This window comes from Psychrobacter sp. CLB018 (assembly GCF_041222815.1).
In the GTDB taxonomy this organism is placed as follows: domain Bacteria; phylum Pseudomonadota; class Gammaproteobacteria; order Pseudomonadales; family Moraxellaceae; genus Psychrobacter; species Psychrobacter faecalis.
The window spans coordinates 1,350,613-1,371,392 of the sequence record NZ_CP166085.1; the positions used below are offsets into that span (position 1 = coordinate 1,350,613).

The following is a 20,780-nucleotide window of genomic DNA, read 5'->3' on the forward strand; positions in this document are numbered from 1 at the left end:
TTTTTTCATATTAAACCATTGAAATGTCTTACTTAGCGCTTAATAGAGTCATCATAGTTGGCTTCCAAACGCATGGCGCGTTGGTAGCTATCAATGCTCGTCAGTTGCAAAGCATACTGTTTGATATGGGTGTAGTCTTCTAACGCGCCGCGCTTAGCGAGCATGATTAAATCAAACGACAGCATAAAGTCAGCGCCACTGAGTTTGTTGCCGACGATAAATGTTTTGTCTTTCACCTCATTATCTAAATAGCTCAGGAGTTTGTGCTTTTCTTGAGCGATATAACCGGTCAAAAACGCATTATCGCCAACACCTGCTTTAGTGGTAAACAGCTCAAGCAATAACGGCAACATCAGCGAGCTTTCGGCAAAGTGAATCCACTGCAAGTAATGACCATAATCAGTGCTGTCGGTCGCAGGGCGTAATTGCTCTGGCGCAAAACGCTCAATCAATAGCTCGATTATCGCCCCAGATTCGGCGTAAAGCTCGCCATCCATCTCAATAACCGGAGATTTACCGAGTGGATGAATTGCTTTTAGGCTATCAGGTGCTAGATGCGTGTTGGCATCGCGCTGATGGCTAATGATTTCATAAGGTTGCCCCAATTCTTCTAGTAGCCATAGCGTACGTAGTGAGCGTGATTGATTAAGATGATGTAAGCGAATCATGATGTCAGCCTTGTTGCGGAATTTTATATTAAGCGTTCAGTTTAGCCAGTAAGCGTTTGGCAGCTTCTTCTGATGAGGCTGGGTTTTGGCCGGTAATCAATAGACCGTCTTCGACGACATAAGATTCCCAATCTGCGCCTTTTTGATAGTCACCGCCATTGGCTTTTAAAACGTCTTCCAATAAGAAAGGTACGACGTCAGTGAGCTGTACGCCTTCTTCTTCGGTATTGGTAAAACCAGTAACTTTTTTACCTTTGACCAAATACTCACCGTCGATTTTGACGTTTTTCAGCGCTGCAGGAGCGTGACAAACAAAAGCAATCGGCTTGTCTTGCTTAACAAGGCTTTCAATTAAATCGATAGAATTTTTATCGACTGCCAAATCCCATAATGGACCATGACCGCCCGGATAAAAGACAGAATCGAAGTCTTCGGCTTTTACGTCGGCAAGCTTTTTGGTATTGGCAAGACGCTCTTGCGCCTCTTTGTCTTCTTTAAAGCGTTTGGTGTCTTTGGTTTGCGCATCTTCCGTATCGCTACTCGGATCGAGTGGTGGTTGACCGCCAGCAGGAGAGGCTAGGGTAATATTGACGCCAGCATCTAAAAAAGCATAGTAAGGGGCGGCAAATTCTTCGAGCCAAAACCCCGTCTTTTTGCCAGTATCGCCTAATTTATCGTGTGAGGTTAGTACCATTAAAATATTCATAATTGTCCTTATTTATTATTGATATTGGTATTGACGCTTGTTGGTATTCATCGTTAAATATTTCTGAGAGATTCTATTGCTCTTAGCGTTGCGCTATTTAAAATAAGCACTACTGAACATCGGCAACTTTAACCACGGTTTTACCGAAGTTCTTACCGTCTAACATGTCAAAGAAAGCTTGCGGCGCTTGTGCTAAGCCATCGACGATATGCTCTTTGGTTTTGACTTTACCTGACTCAACCCATTCGCCCATGGTTTTTAAGAACTCTGGGAAATGATCGCCGTACTCTTCAAAGATAATAAAACCTTTGATAGTCAGGCGCTGGCTCAGAATAAGACCCATTAGCATACCGAGGCGGTCTTTGCCATCAGGAAGTTCAGTCGCATTATATTGTGACACTAGGCCGCACACTGGGATACGTGCATGAGCATTTAGTAATGGCAATACGCCATCGAGTACTTTACCGCCAACGTTTTCGTAATAGATGTCGATACCATCTGGGCAAGCGTTTTTCAGCTGCTCGGCAAAGTCGTCGGCTTTATGGTCGATACAAATATCAAAGCCCAGCTCTTCGACCGCATAAGCGCATTTTTCCGCACCACCTGCCACACCAACGGTACGTAAGCCTAAATGCTTACCGACTTGTCCGACGGTTGCACCAACAGGACCAGTTGCTGCTGCGACAACCAAGGTTTCGCCTTTTTTTGGTTTACCGATATCGGTTAAACCCATATAACCAGTAAAGCCTGGCATACCGAGAACGCCCAAACCATAAGAAGGGTTGGACATATTCTTATCAAGCTTGACCACGCCTTCGCCATCACTGACGCTATAATCCTGCCAACCTGAGTTTGATACCACTAAATCACCAACGGCAAATTTATCAATGTTAGATTCGACCACTTGGGCGACCGTACCGCCAAGCATCACATCGCCGACTTCTAGTGGGTCAGCATAGCTTTTTGACGCACTCATACGCCCGCGCATATACGGGTCAAGCGACATATAGACCGTGCGCAGTAACATTTGCTTGTCGTTAGGCGTTGGGATGTCGCTGGTGGTTAGCTCAAAATTGTCTTTGGTTGGCGCGCCATCAGGGCGGCTAGCAAGCTTGATTTGACGATTTTGTTTTTGGTTTTGTTGTTCATTAAAGCTCATGTTAAAGCTCCTTATTTTAATTATTGGTTGTAGTTATTGGCTTTTTTAACGTTTTAAAATTCTTAAAGCCAGTAGCCAAACTAAAGTGGTTGGCTACTGATTGTTGTGGACATAGAAAGTTACGATGATTAGACTTTAAATAATTAGGCTTTACTCGTCAAAGCGCGCTCTAAGATGCGGCGTGAGACGTCTAAATCATTTTTACCATGTTCACCCAATTTCACCATTTTGTGTGCTTCAAGTTGCTTAATGATAGGGTCAATCGCCGAATTATCTAACTCTGCGTTTTCTAAGCTCACTGGCAGTCCAAGCTCGCGGAAGAAGTTCTCAGTATGCACAATAGCAGTTTCGATGACGGTATCGTCGTCTAAATCTGTATCTGTAATGTTCCAAACGTTACGCGCATATTGGAGCAATTTGTCTTTTTTACTATCTTTAAGCTCACGCATGACTGACGGCAGTACAATCGTGAGCGTACGAGCATGGTCAATCGCGTGGAGTGAGGTCAATTCATGACCAATCATATGCGTCGTCCAATCTTGTGGCACGCCCGTGCCAATCAGGCCATTTAATGCCATGGTTGCCGTCCACATGATGTTTTTACGCGTTTCTAAATTCTCTGGGTCGGCCTTGACCGCTTTACCTTCTCCGATAAGAATTTTTAATAAGCTCTCAGAAAAGGCATCTTGCACTTTGGCATTAATAGGATAGGTAAGGTACTGCTCCATGACGTGAACAAAGGCGTCAGCGACACCGTTCATCACTTGGCGTTCAGGTAATGTCAAGGTTTTGGTAGGGTCCAAAATTGAGAATTTAGGGAAGGTAAGCGGGTTACCAAAGGGTAGTTTTGCTTGGCGTTCGCTATAGTTAATCACGCCGCCAGAGTTCATCTCAGAACCGGTCGCTGGAATGGTCAATACTGCGCCTAAATCAATCGCTGAATCGATGTTTTTGCAATAACTGGTCAATGCGTCCCATGCTTTTTCACGAGAAACCGTCCCATCTGTGCTGCCTTCTTCAGTTAATGAAGACACAAGGGCGACAAACTTACTACCATCGATAACTGAACCGCCGCCCACTGCTAATAAGAAATCAATATTATGCTCATTGACCATGTCAGCAGCTTTTAGCAGCGTGGTAAATTCTGGATTGGCTTCAATACCGCCAAACTCAAATACTTCACGGTTGCCGTTAGCAGCGAGTGCATTTTTTACTTCATCTAAGGTACCAGTACGCTGCGCTGAACCACCGCCGTAAGTGATTAATACGCGTGCATCGGTTGGCACCAGTTCTGACAATTTTTTGATTTGACCTTCGCCAAAGACGATACGAACGGGATTGTAGTATTGAAAGTTATTCATAAAATTCCTAGTTGCTAATGAGAAGTAGTAAGGTGAGTTTTAATAAGTATGTAGGTTGTGAGCGCAAAATATTGATCGTAGTAACTTTTGCTGTTTGAGCGTATTTTACATCAATTAGACCGGTCGTCTAGTATTTTATTAAGAATTTTACAAAACTATCGTATAACTGAAAATCATTTTTTATCAGTTAGCGGTCTAAATGGTTGCTCATGGAAATCCTGAATAATATTTAGCGACCAAGTTGCGAGGTGGTCATCAGCCAAACTTCTGCCAATGGTGTATCGGTTTGACTGATTTTAGCGATTAAGCTGGCGCCTAACCACGCAAAGTACCAACGTTTAGCCATACTCTCAGCGGCGATATTATCAGGGTGAGGGATTGAGCCATCTGCCCAGCCGGCTTTTATTTGCTCAGCAATCCAGTTGATAGTTTGCTGATAACCCGCATATAGGGCTTTACGCATGGTTTCTGAGATATCAGCCACTTCAGCGCTGAGCTTAACCACCAAGCATTTTTCATGGTCGCAGCCGTTTTGCTGGGTGTCATACCAGTTTTGAAAATAGTTATAAATCTTTTGTTGCGCGCTAATGTCTTCAGCTGCAATCGACTCTAAGCGCTTTTTATAGTTAGCAAAATAATGCTCGATAATGGCTTCGCCAAAGGCTTCTTTTGAGGCAAAATAATGATAAAACGAGCCTTTAGGTACACCAGCAGTATCGAGTATTTGTTTGATACCGACAGCGGTAAAGCCTTTTTGCGCGATGAGCTTATAACCTACTGCTAATAGATGCGCCTTAGTATCGGATGGAATAGGAGTGGTAATATCGGACATGAAGAGGATGTTCTCCTTAGGGTATTATTTGGTTATGTAATCGAATGGAAATCAGTTAAATGGAAATCAGTTAAATAGAAACTAGGGTTGAGAGCGCTTCTTTAATACTAGTTTTAAGCGTTACGTTTTCTCAACAATACATAATGATAAATTATTCTTGTTTTTGTGCTTACTATGTTAGCATTAGACCAGTCGTCTAGCAAGTTACGTTTGGTAAGAAGGCTTTTATTTATTAACGCAACTTATGAATGAAACTTTTTATTAATGAAACCTTTTATTAACGCTCAGTAGCAAGTTTTTTTGCACAATAGTTATGCCGACTGTTTATAAAGTGATACAACCGACACAACTTATACAACCTAGAGTTTTATATAAGTTTCTATCTAGAAAATACTTTTAATTGAATGGCTCTTAAAAACAAACTTAAAATAAATAAGGATAATTATGTCAACCGATACTAAGAATACTCAACAAAGCGCCTATAGCGATTTTCATTTGCAATATATCGCCGGTATGTGGCAAAAAGGTCAAGACGATAGCGTCAATACCGATACCAACCCTTTTAATGGCGAAACCTTGGTAGAGATTCAGCAGGCAACCGATAAACAGCTTGATGAAGCTTTTCAGGCAGCAACCAAAGCACAGGCAGAGTGGGCGAAGCAAACGCCAGCCCAGCGTGCAGCGGTATTATATAAAGTCGTCAATATCTTCGATGAGCGTCAAGAAGAAATCGTTAATTGGTTAATTAAAGAGTCGGGCAGTACCCGTATCAAAGCCATGGTCGAGTTCGGTAGTGCCCGTGCGATTACGCTTGAAGCTGCCAGTTTCCCAAACCGCGTGCATGGTGAAATTCGCCCTTCTAATACGCCGGGTAAAGAGAATTTTATTTATCGTGAGCCGATGGGCGTGATTGCCGTGATTAGCCCATGGAACTTCCCTTTACATTTAACCCAGCGTTCTATTGCGCCTGCGTTAGCTTTGGGTAATGCCGTGGTGCTCAAGCCTGCCAGTGATACGCCGATTACCGGCGGTCTGCTATTGGCAAAAATATTTGAAGAAGCGGGTCTGCCAAAAGGGCTGCTGAGCGTGGTCGTTGGCGCGGGCAGCGAGATTGGCGATGCGATTGTCACCCACGATATTCCAAGCTTGGTGTCATTTACTGGTTCAACGGCGGTTGGCAAACATATCGGCGAGCTTGCCAACGGCGGCGATTATATCAAGCAAGTGGCGCTTGAGCTTGGTGGTAATAGCCCATTTGTGGTGCTAAAAGATGCCGACATCGAACAAGCGGTAAAAGCAGCGGCTTTCGGTAAATTCCTGCATCAAGGACAAATCTGTATTGCGATTAATCGCATCATTGTCGAAGACGAGATTTATGATGATTTCGTTGAGCGTTTCTTAGCGCATGTAAAAACCCTAAACGTGGGTGATCCTAGCAAAGAAGACACCGCAGTTGGCCCTATTATTAACAAGAAACAAGTCGAATCGCTGCAAGGAAAAATCGCTAAAGCGCAGGAAGAGGGCGCTAAGATGCTATTAAGTGGTGAGATTAAAAGTCAGGTAGTGCCGCCGCATATCTTTAGTGAAGTGACGCGTGAGATGGACTTATCCTGTAACGAAGTTTTTGGCCCTGTGGTTGGTATCATTCGTGCCAAGGATGAAGATGATGCGCTGTCGATTGCCAATGATTCTATGTATGGTCTATCGAGTGCGGTCTTTACCCAAGATATGGAAAAAGGTCTGCGTTTTGCGCGCGGTATCAAAGCGGGCATGACCCATATCAACGATATCTCGGTCAATGATGAAAGTAATGCGCCGTTCGGTGGCGAGAAAAACTCTGGTATCGGACGCTTTAATGGTGAATGGATATTAGAAGAATTTACCACTTTACATTGGATTTCCGTACAACATGAGCCACGCGAGTATCCATTCTAATTAGGCATGGTAGATAAATTAAACGCTCGACATAGAAAAGACCGCCTTGATGGTGGTCTTTTTTCTTACTAATGATGTCGTTATTCTAAAAGTTGATTATTCTAATGTTGCTTAGTATGAAAACCCAATAACGCTTCGATTTCTTCAATAGACATACGGCGGGTCAGAGCTTGCTCTTCTACCGTCAAGCGATTGGTGTGCTCTCTAATCATGGTATGGATACTGCGCGCGACCTCTGATGTCGTGGCATAATACATTTGTGGTTGTTGTTCGGTCAGTAAGGTTAAAAAACGATTAACAATTTTACGTTTTTCAATTGGTGCATGTGCTTCTGTCATGACATTCTCCTCAAGGTGGACCATTTATGTAGTCAAATTAGCCGTGGTCACTATTTATGATGGTAATAATGAAAGCAAATATCAAGGTATGGGCAGCTTTAACGTTTGGTTTATAGCGCTTAATTTATAAATTTTAGTGTTTAAAATTCGATTTCATACTGCCATAAATCAGCCAATGCCAGTTGTTTTCATTGACTTATTTGCAATAACTTATTTGGTAGCAGCTCTTTAATACCAGCTCTTTAATATCAGTTTCTTCATACAAGTGATAGAATATAGATTAATATAATATAAGTTATCTAGTGTAGCGCTTTATATAAATCAAAGCTGTATATAATAAGTGCGTTAATTCATCGTAGCAGTCATATAGTTTCAGTTGTATTATGTATAACATTCATTTAAAATATATCTTTAAGGCACGCCTTCTAACTTTGACTATAAGAAGTCTGTTATGCAATCAATCAATTTACCTACCAAACCGCCAAGCTCGCCGCATCCTATTCTCAACCTGAGCTTTCGGATATTTTTTAGTGCCGCGGCTTTGTTTGCCATTATCACAATGACTCTATGGGCGTTTGTGTTTACCGGACACACGGATATCGATGCGCAAACGCTAAATCCGCTGTATTGGCATGGCCATGAAATGATTTATGGCTATGCGCTGGCAGTCGTGGCAGGTTTCTTATTGACCGCAGTGAAAACCTGGACGGGTGTGATGATGCCACATGGTTATAAGCTGCTCGGTATCTTTATGTGTTGGTTGCTGGCACGCTTGGGCTGGGTAGCTTTCGGCCTCGGTATCACGGTTGCTGGTAGCGGGGCAGCCTTACTATATGCCGCGGCGATATTTGATTTATTGTTTGTCGGCTGGATGGCATTTGTGATTTCTCGGGCAGTGCTACAAGTGAAGCAATATAAGCAGATGGGTATTTTAGCCAAGCTTACGCTTCTAACACTCGGTAATGCGCTATGCTATTGGGGCATTATCAGCGCCAATATGAACTTGACCAAGTTAGGTATCTATTTAGGTTTTTACTTGATTATCGGCCTAGTGTTGACCATCGGTCGTCGCGTGGTGCCGTTCTTTATCGAGCGTGGTTTAAGTATTCCAAACGCTAAAGGCGAAAAAGAAGAAGTCACAGTACGTAATAATAAAGCACAAGATATCGCAAGTTTACTGTTTTTCTTTGTTTTTTTCCTCGTTGATTTATTTTACCCCAATAAATACTTGCTGACCATCAGTGCCCTTGGGGTCGCGGTGGTCAATATCGTGCGCTTAGCGGGCTGGTATCATCGCGGCATTTGGCAAAAACCACTCTTATGGTCGTTATATATCGCGTTTTTAGGCATGTGTCTGAGTTTTGTGTTATATGCACTACAGCCATGGCTCGGTTACAGCCACAGTATCGCCGTCCATGGATTATCCATCTCTGGCGTGGGTATGATGACAGTAGCAATGATGGCGCGGGTATCGCTCGGACATACAGGTCGCAGTATCCATCAACCGCCCAAAATCGTCAATCTTATGTTTGCAATGATGGTATTGGCGTTTGTCAGTCGGGTATTTTTACCATTAGTCGATATGAGCCATTACTTATTATGGATTATGACGGCGCAAGGTGCTTGGATTGCTTGTTTTGCACTATTTTGCATCAGTTATTTACCGATGCTGGCACGCCAACGGCCAGATGGCTTATTTGGTTAATAAGGTTTTGACGTGATCAACGTTATTTTACAACGTCAAGTTAATATTCATCTCAAACAGGGGAGCGCAAAAAATGCGACTGACCAACTATAGTGATTATGCGCTGCGCTCATTAATATATTTGGCGATTAAGCCTGAGCCGCATCTATTGGCAAACATTAGTGACATTGCCAACAGCTACAATATCTCTAAAAGTCATTTAACCAAGATTATTCACAAACTGGGGCAGCTTGGTTATATCGACAGCGTACGCGGTAAAAATGGCGGTATTCGCTTGGCTTGTCGGCCAAAGGATATCAATTTGGGCGTATTGATTAAGCAAATTGAGCCAGATTTTAATTTGGTTGAATGTTTTTCGACTGATTTACTAGTAACTGCCAAACCCGATGTTAATACTAATAGCACGGTGAATAGTCCGGTTATTAATGACGACAGCGGGGTTGCTAAAGATTTGGCTTTGACGCTTATCGATGAAGAGGCCAGTGCGGTGGTCAAATCAGGCTGTATCATCAGCCCTGTTTGTCAGTTAAAGCAGGTATTTTTTGAAGCGCTGACTGCTTTTATCAACGTTCTTGAGCGTTATACCTTGGCGGATATTATCAGTAATGAGTCAGAATTGGCTGAGCTATTGTTTTATAGAAATAACCTCAATAGCTTAAATAGTCTGGTAAAATAACGCTCATCTAAAAAATAAAGCTGATATAGACACTCAAAAATAAAAAAGCTGCCTCGTCCATCATAGCGAGGCAGCTTTTTTATTATCAATTTCTAATTCATTCAACTTAAGCAACTAATCGTCTAATCATCTAAGCGTTTTCAAGCTTCGGACGCGCTTTATCAATGGCTTTTAATAAAGCGTTTTCAAACTCGCCTTCCTTAAACTTAACCAAATAAGAATGCGCGGCGCAAAAGTTTCGTACCTCACGCCATTCGTGGGCAAGATTGGTCGCCCAATCGCAGTATTGCTTGCCAGCATCAGGCTCATCTTTGAGCGCTTTTTTGGTGGTTGGGTGCAATAACAGCTCAGGCAACACCGCTTCTAGGAGTTTGGTTGGCGGACTCATAAAGGTGTCATCGACGTGTAGGCTTTTACTGGCAGGATGAAAGGCCAACAGCGACCCTGCATGAATCATCTCATTGGGTGAGATATAGTGAATGCCTTCTGACATAGAAAACTTTAGCTCAGGATAACGCTTGGCGACGGCCTCGCTTTCGACCAAATCGTCTGCCCATTGCACCTCAGGGATTTTTTTATGATGACGGCGACTGCCATAAAAAGTCGCTTGCGGGAAATCTTTTGCCATCTGCGCGCAGTGAATCGTATGAAAAGGATGGACGTTGAGCACGGCTTCGACATCTTGCCCATTATTGGTTAAGGCCATTACCTCATCGCGTACGTCGCTGGTAAGCTCATAGCTATCTAAAAAGACAAAACGCCCTGAATCTAACTTAATCAGTGAGCATTGAGTACCTATATTAAGGACGCCGCCTATGCGAAACGTACCGCGAATATTCCAAAATCCTGCGCCTAAATCATGTATTTTATCGGTCATTAATATTCTTCCTTAATCATTATTTTATGAGTTTTTTTAATTGTTAGTCATAGCAATAAATATGCATAGTTTTTGATTATGATTTTTTGAGCATGCAAAGTCTGTAAGCAAAAGGATATCAGCACTATAAATATGTAAGTTTAAAAAAGATAAGTGAGGAAAAGTATTAAATGCAAGGCGATTTAAGAGCAGTGCTTATCCACAATCTTTATAATCGTAAGCGGATATACGAGGGCTGTTGCCATAGTTTTCGTTATGGCATAAAAATTTATCGAAGCGAGTATCACCATTGATGTAGCGATGCATCCAAGCAATACCCGGTTTGCTGAGTAATATCTCATTAAAGCGATAGCTTGGACAAAAGTGGCTGCCGTTTTTTATCTCAAGCTTCATTTTTGGCCCAGCAGCATGATTATAAAACGCACTGCTGTACTTCTTATTAGAGGCAATGCGGTCATTTTGGCAGGTAATAAATAACGCGGGCGTGTCCATAATGCCGTAGTCTTCATCATGATAGGGCGTTTGCGGAATAATGGCGCGAACGTCACTGCGCTGGGTTGCTAACTGCAGCGCGCCACCACCACCCATCGACCAACCGATGGCGCCCAAACGTGTGCTATCTATTTGCGCACCTACCGTACTATCGCTCAGAATATGATCGAGGGCGACGCTCAACTGCGTTGCACGGCTATTTGGGTCATCATAAATAGAGTTGGTGTCGATAGTAATCACCACAAATCCCCAAGATGCCAGACGCGGACCCCACCATTTAATAGACGCTTCATAAGACACATAACCGGGAATCACTGCGATGCCGCCTAACAGGCCGCAGTCTCCAGCATTGGTAGGATAATGAATGGTGCCGCCGCCGAAGCCATTGGCCAGCTGACGGGGAACGACTTTACTCGCCACAGTAAAAGGACCGTTATCACGCGTAGCTGACAGCTCAGCTGCGGTAATGACACTATCAGCGATACAGTTTGATCTGGAAGCTGTAGATGTTGTGGTGGTTAAAGTTGCTTTACTTGCAGGAACTTTGGCTAATGATGCAGGGGTTAATCATGTTTCGTTTGAAGTCGCTTTGGTTGCTGTGGTTGGTAAGGTAACGGTTGATTGCTCTTTAATTGAAAGGGTTTGAATTGAGTCTGTTGGTTGTGCTGCGATTGCTGTCATATTCACAGAAATAATCAGTGTGCCGGTTAGGGTAATCAATCTTAGATAAAAAGGGTTGTTTAACATGATAAAGGGTCTGTTAGATGATGGTTGGTTTTAATAGCAAAGCAAAATAATAGTAGACAGTAATCTATTCACTGTCAAAAATAACAGTCACCTCTCCAGTGCTAAAACGGCTTTTATAAAGCCGCATTTAAAAAGCTGGCGTCAATAACATACCGAAACCTGAGTCTGGTATTTGCTATGATAAAATCACCAATCAGGCATCTTTTTATAGTCCGTTATAAGTTTTATGGTAGGCATGATGTAATTGCTACCACTTATTTCTATCACCCATGCGTCATTTAGTACGAGCCAGCACAAAAGTCAGCTCTAGCTAAAAAAGCACTCAATATAGTAAGTCATACTTTGAACAATCATATAAATAACAGTATAAATAATGATAGCGATGTTAATGGCAAAGCCGCTGGTATTAGCCAAGATAATAGCGTCAGCAATCGCCGTATCAACACACCCTTTGCCGCGCCTTCATGGGTACTTAAGCTGACGATTGGCTTGATTGGGATGTTTGCTTTTTTGCAGGTCTATTCTATTCAAGCTATTTTACCGGTCTTGATGATGGATTTCACTGCAACTGAGGTGCAGGCGGGCATGATTGTTGGTGCCACCATATTGGCAATTGCTATCATGTCCCCATTTTTGGGCATGCTGTCTGATGCAGTAGGACGCAAGTCATTTATCGTTGGGGCGTTATTGTTTTTAGCGATACCCACTGCGTTAATTGCCCAAAGTCCAAATATCGGCTGGATGGGCATGTGGCGCTTTATGCAGGGATTGTCTGTGCCCGGTATTACGGTGGTGACGATTGCTTATATCGGCGAAGAGTTTGAGGGACGGGCGCTCACTGAGCTGATGTCATTTTATGTGTCAGGGTCGGTGCTCGGCGGCTTTATGGGGCGCTTTTTACTTGGGCACTTGCACGAGCTTATCGGTTGGCGCGCTGGCTACTATGTGATGGCAGGTATGACGCTGATCGGGGCGCTATGGGTGGGTAAAATGCTGCCCGCATCACGGCACTTCGTTGCTAATCCTAATTTTCGCTCAGCCATGCAGACCCTCGGTGAGCATTTGGTCAATCGCTATGTTGTCACTTCCTGTTTGCTTGGTGCTTGCGTGTTGTTCTCGTTGGTTGGCTGTTTTACCTTTATTAATTTACATTTGGCCGATACACCTTATGAATTAAGCACAGGTGCGCTTGCCAATATTTTTGCGGTGTATTTAATTGGCGTTGTCATCACGCCATTATCGACGACGTTGCTGCGCCGCTTTGGTTCGGCACGTACGGTTCGCGTGGCAGTTATTATCTCGATGTTTGGCGTGCTCTTAACTCTCGTGACACCGCTTTGGGGCATCGTACTGGGGCTTGCCATCATGTCCAGTGGCGTCTTTATTACCCAAGCGGCCACCATCAGCTATATTGCGGTCAATGTCAAAAAAGGACGCTCATTGGCCTCAGGCTTATATTATATGGGTTATTATGCGGGCGGCACGATGGGTGCGTGGCTCTGCGGCATCGCTTACGCGCGTGGGCAATGGTCGCTGACGGTTTGGTTGTTATTGTTTGTACAAGTGCTAGCGTTATTGGTCGCTAGTATTGGGATGGTCAAAACAGCGGCTCGCGCGGAGTAATATAGATTTTTACTACCCTTTAACATCACATTTTTAACATTACTTGACCCTATAACCTAACTTGCCATAACACAATAACCCAAGTATTTAAACGTCAATCAAAGAACCTATAGTCGTCAGCGACTTACGCAAGCACGCTTTACATAGCCTAGGTTTTTTCTTACTATCAATGAAGCTTATCAAGAATGACGATAAGTATTGCCATCAATAATAGCCACGCGTATACCGATAAAAATGCTCTGTTTTTATATGTTTCTTAAACCCTATTAAAAGTGCTTTAAAATAATTAAAATCACCCACAAGGAAGTCAAATTTATGTCAAATATTTATCATAGCGCGCCGTCAGCCTACGATTATCCCTTAATCGTCAAGCAACTCTTAAACCGTGCCAAAACAGTGTCGCTAGAGCAAGAAATTATTTATGCCGATAAAAAACGCCTCACGTATAAAGAGTTGTTTGAGCGTATCAATCGTTTAGCCAATGTCTTAGCCGACTTAAACCTTGATGCCGGTGATGTGATTGCGGTGATGGATTGGGACAGTCATCGTTACTTAGAATCGTATTTCGCCGTACCGATGTCAGAATATATTTTGCAAACCGTCAATATCCGCCTGTCACCTGAAAAAATTCTATATACCATTAATCATGCTAAGCCAAAAGTATTGCTACTAAACTCTGAATTTGCGCCATTGGTGAAAGACTATCAGTTTGAAAACTCTAGCATTGAGCATATTATTTGGCTTGATGACAATGGCGTGCCACATGAAGGCGTCTTTGGCGGTAATCAAAATCGCGTCACTGGAGAATATGAAGCTTTGTTAGAAGCTGCTAGTAGCGAGTTTGATTTCCCAGATTTTGATGAAAACACTATTGCCACGACTTTTTATACTTCAGGTACAACAGGCGATCCAAAAGGGGTGTTCTTTAGCCACCGCCAATTGGTCTTGCACAGCCTAACGGAAGCCGCGACCTTGGGTATGCTGCCTAATAAGCAGGGCGTCAGCTATGGCGATGTTTATATGCCAATGACGCCGATGTTCCACGTTCATGCGTGGGGTTTCCCGTTTACTGCCACGATGGTTGGTCTAAAACAAGTCTATCCGGGACGCTACGCACCTGACGTGTTAATGGATTTGATTATCAATGAAAAGGTCAGTATCACCCACTGCGTACCAACGATTTTGCAGATGGTACTCAAAGAAGCACAAGAGCGCGATGCCAGTTTTAATGGTTTAAAAATGATTATCGGTGGTTCGAAACTGACTGAAGGTTTAGCAAGAGCCGCACTGGCGCAAGATATTGAGGTTTATACTGGCTACGGTATGTCTGAGACCGCGCCGCTGATTAGCTTGACAGAATTTAGTCTCAATGAGCCTGAGATGTCCGAGGACGAAGATATTGCCCGCCGCTGTATGACGGGTAAGCCAGTACTGATGGTCGATGCGCAAATATGGAATACTGATAATGAGTCCGTCGGTACGGGCAAAGACAATACCGGCGAGTTGGTGCTGCGCGCGCCTTGGCTAACCCAAAGCTATCTAAAAAATGACGATGCTGGTAAAGAGCTGTGGGAAAATGGCTATATGCATACCCAAGATATCGCCTATATGCGCCCCGATGGTTATATTAAAATCACCGATCGTTTAAAAGACGTCATCAAGTCAGGCGGCGAGTGGATATCATCGTTAGAGATTGAAACGATTTTATCCTTGCATCCCGCAGTCGCTGACGTATCAGTGATTGGTATCCGTGATAAACAATGGGGCGAGCGTCCGCTAGCTTTGATTGTACTCAAACCTAATTGCCAAGATACTAACGCCGATGACATCAAAGCGCTTGCTGAACAGGCGGTAGCGCGGGGAATTATTCCTAAATACGGCGTGCCAAGTCAGTTTAAGTTTGTCGATGAGCTACCAAAAACCTCGGTTGGTAAACATGATAAAAAAGTCATGCGCGAAATGTACGATGAGCAGAAATAAGACTTCATTAAATAGTCAGCTGTTTAAAACGCTTGCGTTAAGCAAAATATCAAATGGCTGACATGCGTAGTAGTTGACCTTTATCTCTAGCTCTGCTACATTTTAAACCGATACATAACGTATCGGTTTTTCAGTTCTGGCAGGGACAGCCAGTTTTATATTATGATAGTATTGAATAAGAGCGTATCTTATAAAGCGTCATATTATAAATATGATCTCTATAAAAGCGCTTTTTATAGTTTATAAAATCATCTCTTATAAAAGCACTTTTTATAGTATCGCTTGTTATAAAAAAATACAGCATTACCCATCGTTTACGCTAAGGACAGCCATTATGAACGAGCAAGCCATTCGTCAAAATTCTCAACAAACTAGCCAGCCAGCTATAAATCACAATAATAATCAAAACTTTAATCAATCCTCTAGCCAAGAGTCTCCCCCATCATTTAATAGCACGCAAAGCTTTGCCGATATTTATCAGTCCTCTATTGATAATAAAGAGCAGTTTTGGGCAGAGCAAGCCAAGCGGATTTATTGGCATAAAGAGCCTGAGCAAATCCTTGATGACAGCAATTTGCCATTTGCCAAATGGTTCGTCGGCGGTGAAACCAATCTTTGCTACAACTGTGTCGATCGCCACCTTGCAGAGCGCGCTGAGCAAGATGCTTTTATTTGGCTATCCTCTGAAATTAACCAAGAGTTAATCGAAACCTTTCCTGCCGTAGTCGATGCCTTTAAAGACTTGGGCAATAACGTTGAGCTTTATACCGATTATACTAAGCGGCGCCTGACTTATAACGACCTTTATAAAGAAGTGAATTACTTCGCCGATGTGCTACAGCGTCATGGTATCGAGAAGGGCGATCGCGTCATCATTTATATGCCGATGATATTAGAGGCGGCTTACGCCATGCTAGCCTGTGCGCGTATCGGTGCGGTACATTCGGTGGTATTTGGTGGTTTTGCTGCCCATAACTTGGCTATCCGTATGGATGATGCCGAGGCAAAAATGGTCATCACTGTCGATGCAGGTCTACGCGGCGGTAAAGTTATTAATTATAAAAGCCTCGTCAATCAAGGTGTTGAGCAAGCGACAATCAAGCCCGAGCATGTACTAGTGGTCAATCGTGGTGTATTACCGTTCGAGAAAAAATCTATCGATGTCGATTATGCAACCCAGCGCCGTATCAGTTGTGAGGCCAACGCCATTGTTGAGCCAGTTTGGTTAGAGTCAAATACGCCCTCTTATTTGCTTTATACTTCAGGCACCACTGGAACGCCAAAGGGTGTGCAGCGCGATACCGGTGGTCATGCGGTGGCGCTAACGACGTCGATAGATTATATCTACGATGGCAAAGCCGGCGAAACTTTTTGGGCGATATCAGATATCGGCTGGGCAGTTGGGCATTCTTATACCATTTATGCGCCGTTGCTCGCTGGCATGACCAGTGTCATGTATGAAGGTTTGCCGCATCGTCCAAATCCAGGTATTTGGTGGCGGATTGTCGAAGCAAACAAGGTGAATATTTTATTTACCGCACCGACGGGTGTGCGTATGCTGAAAAAACAAGATGAAACGTGGATGACGCGCTACGACGTTTCTAGCCTTAAGTCATTCTTTTTGGCAGGTGAGCCACTCGATGAGTCAACGGCCAATTGGTTGACCAAGCATTTAGGGGTGCCGATTTTAGATCATTATTGGCAGACAGAGTCTGGCTGGCCAATCCTAAGTAACACGCCTAAATTTAATCATAAACCGCACAAACAAGGCTCACCTGGTTATCCTATGTATGGTTATGATGCCCACGTCATCAATGAAGAAACCGGTGAGCTTTGTAAAGCTGACGAAAAGGGCTTGCTCGCCATTCGCGCACCACTGCCGCCTGGTTGTCTTACCACCGTATGGCGTAATGATGAGCGCTTTATCAGCAGCTATTTTGGTCTGTTTGATGGCAAGCACTACTCAACCTCAGACTATGCCGTGACCGACGACGACGGCTATTTTTATATCTTAGGACGCACCGATGATGTGATTAACGTCGCCGGTCATCGTATTGGCACGCAAGAGATTGAAGAGGCCATCAGTACCCATCCAGAGATGGCTGAATGTGCGGTCGTGGGTATCAAAGATCAATTAAAAGGCGAGTTGCCGATTGCTTTTTGTGTGCTAAAAGACCATGAGCAAGTGGCGACGACCGAAAACCGTTTCCGTATTGAGCAGCAAGTGATTGGTGCGGTAGTAAAATCCTTGGGCGGTATCGCTCGTCCAGCGGCGATTTATTTCCCGCAAGCATTACCCAAAACACGCTCTGGCAAAATCTTACGCCGCGCTATTCGTGCTTTAGCGGAAGGTAATGAAACGGGAGATCTGTCGACGCTTGACAATCCAACGGCGATTGATGCGATTAAAAAATCGATGAAAGATTATTAAGATCAAAAGCCATTGATTGAATTACTGACATGGCCTTGTCAATTCTAATCAAAATTTAATCACATTTTTAAATACAACTTTAAAAGTAATAAAAAGCTCATGTACCAGCATGGGCTTTTTGGTTTTTAGACCGATAAATTTTATAGATGGCGATTATCGCAAATAAAAGTTTAATAAAGCGCTTGACCCTAAAATTGATTTATTGCTATAGTCAATAACGATACGAAATAAATCATTTTAAAATAACATTTAAAGGTTAATAACGGACAGTTTTTTTATCCCTTTTAACAATATTCTTGTATGAATACTTTTTTATAAATACTGGCACACCATTAAATGGTGAGCAAACAAACAAGATAAGGATATCTTATGCATCACGTTCAGCAGCTTATCGATGGTCAATTTGTTGATTCTAATACCAGCGAATGGATTGACATCACTGATCCCGCCACCCAAGAGGTTATTGCCAAAGTTCCGCAAACTACTGACGATGAAATCAATCAAGCCGTCGCTGCCGCCCAAAAAGCGTTTCAGACATGGCGTAAAACGCCTATCACCACACGTGCGCGTATTTTTTTAAAGTATCAAGAATTGATTCGCGAGCATATGGATGAGCTGGCAGAAATCTTAACCGCAGAGCAGGGAAAAACCATTGCTGATGCGCGCGGTGATGTATTTCGTGGTTTAGAAGTGGTTGAGCATGCAGCGGGCATTGCTAACTTGCAGATTGGTGACTTTGTTGAAAACGTCGCAACAGGCGTCGACACCTATAGTATCTGGCAGCCACTTGGCGTCTGTGCTGGTATCACGCCGTTTAACTTCCCAGCGATGATTCCACTATGGATGTTCCCAATGGCGATTGCCACGGGCAATACTTTTATCCTAAAACCTTCTGAACAAGATCCAATGGTTACTATGCGTTTGGTTGAGTTAGCAGTAGAAGCTGGCGTCCCTGAAGGCGTGTTAAACGTCGTGCATGGTGGCAAGGCGACCGTTGATGCCATTTGTGATCATCCAGATATCAAAGCAGTTTCATTCGTTGGCTCAACCAACGTCGGCAAGCATGTCTATGAGCGCGCCAGTAAATCTGGCAAACGTGCCCAGTGTATGATGGGTGCCAAAAACCATGGCGTTATATTGCCTGATGCCAATAAAGAACAAACACTCAATCAACTAGCGGGAGCTGCATTCGGCGCTGCTGGTCAACGCTGTATGGCGTTATCTGTCGTGGTGCTAGTTGGTGAAGCAGGTGAGTGGATTGATGATATCAAAGCTAAAGCTGAAGGCTTAATCGTCTCAGCAGGTAAAAATGACAAGGATTTAGGTCCGCTCATTTCACCTGCTGCAAAAGCGCGTGTCGAGCACTTAATTGGTACGGGGGTAGAAGAGGGTGCTAGTCTACTTCTTGATGGTCGCGGCATCACGGTTGAAGGCTTTGAGAAAGGCAACTTTGTAGGCCCGACTATCTTTGATAACGTCACTGCGGATATGCAAATTTATAAAGAAGAAATCTTTGGCCCTGTTCTGTGTATCATGCGTGCAGCTGACCTTGATGAAGCGATTGAGCTGCTTAATGCCAATCCACATGGTAATGGTACCGCTATCTTCACTCAGTCAGGCGCTGCTGCGCATAAGTTCCAACAGGATATTATGGTTGGTCAAATCGGTATTAACTTGCCCATTCCTGTGCCACTACCGATGTTCTCATTCTCAGGCTCACGTGCTAGTAAGCTTGGCGATTTGGGTCCTTATGGTAAGCAAGCGGTACAGTTCTATACCCAAACCAAAACGGTCACTGCCCGCTGGTTTGATGACGAGGCAAGCCGCAGCGTCAATACTACTATTTCAATGTAGTCGTCAATCGACTATATTTGCAGCGTCCAAGCAATATAGCGACACTCTTGCTCAGTATTTTTTAGCAAAAGCATAATTTATGATTGTCGTTATAGCGCTGCTATACTGTATAACCAGCACGGTTTAAACCACAGTAGACTGACGGCTTATAATCTTTTTTCCCATATTTGCTATACATGCACAAGGATGACCCTATGGATTTTTCATTGACCGAAGACCAAATCGCCTTTCGCCAAACTGCCAGACAGTTTGCGCAAAAAGAGCTAAAGCCCAACGCGGCTGAATGGGATCGTACTTCGCACTTTCCAGTCGATGTCATCAAAAAAACCGGCGAGCTTGGCTTTTTAGGGCTGTATACCAACCCAGAATATGACGGCTTAGGTCTACCACGCCTAGATTCTGCCATGGTGTTTGAGGAGCTGGCTTGGGGTGATACCGCCGTTGCCGCCTATATGAGTATCCATAATATGGCGGGTTGGATGATTGGTGAGTACGGTAGCGATGCTTTGTGTAAAAAGTATTTGCCCCATATGGTCAGCGGTGAATGGCTTGGCAGTTACTGCTTAACAGAGCCGAATGCCGGTTCTGATGCCGCCTCATTACGTACCAAAGCCGATAAGCAAGGTGATTACTATGTGCTTAATGGCGAAAAAACTTTTATATCAGGGGCCGGTTCAACCGATGTGTTAGTGGTCATGGCACGTACAGGCGCTGCAGGGCCAAAAGGGGTTTCAGCATTTGTGGTAGACGCTGACAGCGCTGGTATTGAGTATGGTAAAAACGAGCATAAAATGGGCTGGAAAGCGCAACCAACGCGAACGATTAGTTTTAAAAATGTTAAAGTACCAGCAGGAAATCTCATCGGCGAGGAAGGTCAAGGCTTTCGTATTGCGATGAAAGGCTTAGATGGGGGTCGTATTAATATCGGTATCTGTGCAGTTGGTACAGCGCAGTCGGCGCTAGAGACCGCGACCAATTACGTGCAAGAGCGTAGCCAGTTTGGCAGCCCGATTGCCAGCTTACAGTCAGTACAGTTTAAACTTGCTGATATGCTCACCCAAACCATTACTGCAAGGCAAATGCTGTATTTAGCGGCTAGCAAAATCGATAATAATGACGCGCAAGCCTCTACCTACTGTGCTATGGCAAAGCGTCTGTCTACTGATCTTTGTTTCGATGTTGCCAATGAAGCCTTACAGCTGCATGGTGGTTATGGCTATCTCAATGAATATCCGCTTGAGCGCCATGTACGAGACTTGCGTGTGCATCAGATTTTGGAAGGCACCAATGAGATTATGCGGGTGATTGTCTCGCGCCAGCTTATGCAAGATGATGCGTTGAGTCAATTACGTTAGCCCAACAATATTATAAAACTGCTTTATTAAGCGTTTTGAAT

The 20,780-nt window shown here is 43.7% G+C and carries 17 protein-coding genes; 9 read left to right on the forward strand and 8 right to left on the reverse strand.

Annotated features, from left to right (window positions below; translation table 11 throughout):
* Nucleotides 1–32 precede the first annotated feature (32 nt).
* From AB8P72_RS05765 to AB8P72_RS05785, 5 genes are all read right to left on the reverse strand, one after another.
* A complete protein-coding gene (locus AB8P72_RS05765; protein WP_201541849.1) occupies nt 33–668 on the reverse strand; it encodes a glutathione S-transferase family protein in 636 nt (211 codons plus the stop codon).
* A gap of 28 nt (nt 669–696) precedes the next feature.
* Nucleotides 697–1,374 carry a type 1 glutamine amidotransferase domain-containing protein gene (locus AB8P72_RS05770; RefSeq protein ID WP_369958209.1) on the reverse strand — a complete coding sequence of 226 codons (678 nt, stop codon included), beginning with the start codon at nt 1,372–1,374 and terminating at the stop codon, nt 697–699.
* 109 nt (nt 1,375–1,483) lie between these two features.
* Nucleotides 1,484–2,533: an NADP-dependent oxidoreductase gene (locus AB8P72_RS05775; protein ID WP_238060187.1), complete on the reverse strand. Its 1,050-nt coding sequence runs from the start codon at nt 2,531–2,533 to the stop codon at nt 1,484–1,486.
* Nucleotides 2,534–2,676: 143 nt separating this feature from the next.
* Nucleotides 2,677–3,894 carry an iron-containing alcohol dehydrogenase gene (locus AB8P72_RS05780; RefSeq protein WP_369958210.1) on the reverse strand — a complete coding sequence of 406 codons (1,218 nt, stop codon included), beginning with the start codon at nt 3,892–3,894 and terminating at the stop codon, nt 2,677–2,679.
* Nucleotides 3,895–4,123: 229 nt separating this feature from the next.
* Nucleotides 4,124–4,726 carry a TetR/AcrR family transcriptional regulator gene (locus tag AB8P72_RS05785; protein ID WP_193030343.1) on the reverse strand — a complete coding sequence of 201 codons (603 nt, stop codon included), beginning with the start codon at nt 4,724–4,726 and terminating at the stop codon, nt 4,124–4,126.
* 444 nt (nt 4,727–5,170) lie between these two features.
* Here AB8P72_RS05785 and AB8P72_RS05790 point away from each other — a divergent pair, with 444 nt between their 5' ends.
* Nucleotides 5,171–6,661: an aldehyde dehydrogenase family protein gene (locus tag AB8P72_RS05790; protein ID WP_193030341.1), complete on the forward strand. Its 1,491-nt coding sequence runs from the start codon at nt 5,171–5,173 to the stop codon at nt 6,659–6,661.
* 101 nt (nt 6,662–6,762) lie between these two features.
* Here the strand turns inward: AB8P72_RS05790 and AB8P72_RS05795 are convergent, their stop codons facing one another.
* The gene (locus AB8P72_RS05795; protein WP_068405628.1) at nt 6,763–6,999 is read right to left on the reverse strand and encodes a hypothetical protein; all 237 of its coding nucleotides are present in this window, start codon (nt 6,997–6,999) and stop codon (nt 6,763–6,765) included.
* 451 nt (nt 7,000–7,450) lie between these two features.
* Here AB8P72_RS05795 and AB8P72_RS05800 point away from each other — a divergent pair, with 451 nt between their 5' ends.
* Nucleotides 7,451–8,704 (forward strand): NnrS family protein, encoded by a 1,254-nt coding sequence (locus AB8P72_RS05800; RefSeq protein ID WP_369958211.1) that lies wholly within the window; start codon nt 7,451–7,453, stop codon nt 8,702–8,704.
* A gap of 73 nt (nt 8,705–8,777) precedes the next feature.
* Nucleotides 8,778–9,380, forward strand: a complete 603-nt coding sequence (locus AB8P72_RS05805) for an Rrf2 family transcriptional regulator (protein WP_193030338.1) — start codon at nt 8,778–8,780, stop codon at nt 9,378–9,380.
* 130 nt (nt 9,381–9,510) lie between these two features.
* On the opposite strand, the gene AB8P72_RS05810 is transcribed toward AB8P72_RS05805, so the two are convergent.
* Nucleotides 9,511–10,257 carry a hypothetical protein gene (locus AB8P72_RS05810; RefSeq protein WP_193030336.1) on the reverse strand — a complete coding sequence of 249 codons (747 nt, stop codon included), beginning with the start codon at nt 10,255–10,257 and terminating at the stop codon, nt 9,511–9,513.
* Between the two features lie 195 nt (nt 10,258–10,452).
* A complete protein-coding gene (locus AB8P72_RS05815) occupies nt 10,453–11,169 on the reverse strand; it encodes a dienelactone hydrolase family protein (RefSeq protein WP_193030334.1) in 717 nt (238 codons plus the stop codon).
* 46 nt (nt 11,170–11,215) lie between these two features.
* On the opposite strand from AB8P72_RS05815, the gene AB8P72_RS05820 reads away from it, so the two are divergent.
* From AB8P72_RS05820 to AB8P72_RS05845, 6 genes are all read left to right on the forward strand, one after another.
* Nucleotides 11,216–11,395, forward strand: coding sequence for a hypothetical protein (locus AB8P72_RS05820; RefSeq protein ID WP_193030332.1), 180 nt, complete (start codon nt 11,216–11,218; stop codon nt 11,393–11,395).
* A 599-nt stretch (nt 11,396–11,994) separates the two neighbouring features.
* The gene (locus tag AB8P72_RS05825; RefSeq protein ID WP_082894255.1) at nt 11,995–13,119 is read left to right on the forward strand and encodes an MFS transporter; all 1,125 of its coding nucleotides are present in this window, start codon (nt 11,995–11,997) and stop codon (nt 13,117–13,119) included.
* A gap of 315 nt (nt 13,120–13,434) precedes the next feature.
* Entirely contained in the window at nt 13,435–15,099 is a 1,665-nt protein-coding gene (locus AB8P72_RS05830) for a fatty acid--CoA ligase (RefSeq protein WP_193030330.1), read from the forward strand.
* Between the two features lie 334 nt (nt 15,100–15,433).
* Nucleotides 15,434–17,530, forward strand: coding sequence for a propionate--CoA ligase (locus AB8P72_RS05835; protein ID WP_369958212.1), 2,097 nt, complete (start codon nt 15,434–15,436; stop codon nt 17,528–17,530).
* 369 nt (nt 17,531–17,899) lie between these two features.
* A complete protein-coding gene (locus AB8P72_RS05840) occupies nt 17,900–19,384 on the forward strand; it encodes a CoA-acylating methylmalonate-semialdehyde dehydrogenase (RefSeq protein WP_369958213.1) in 1,485 nt (494 codons plus the stop codon).
* Nucleotides 19,385–19,578: 194 nt separating this feature from the next.
* Entirely contained in the window at nt 19,579–20,739 is a 1,161-nt protein-coding gene (locus AB8P72_RS05845) for an acyl-CoA dehydrogenase family protein (protein ID WP_201542709.1), read from the forward strand.
* The last annotated feature ends 41 nt before the right edge of the window (nt 20,740–20,780 follow it).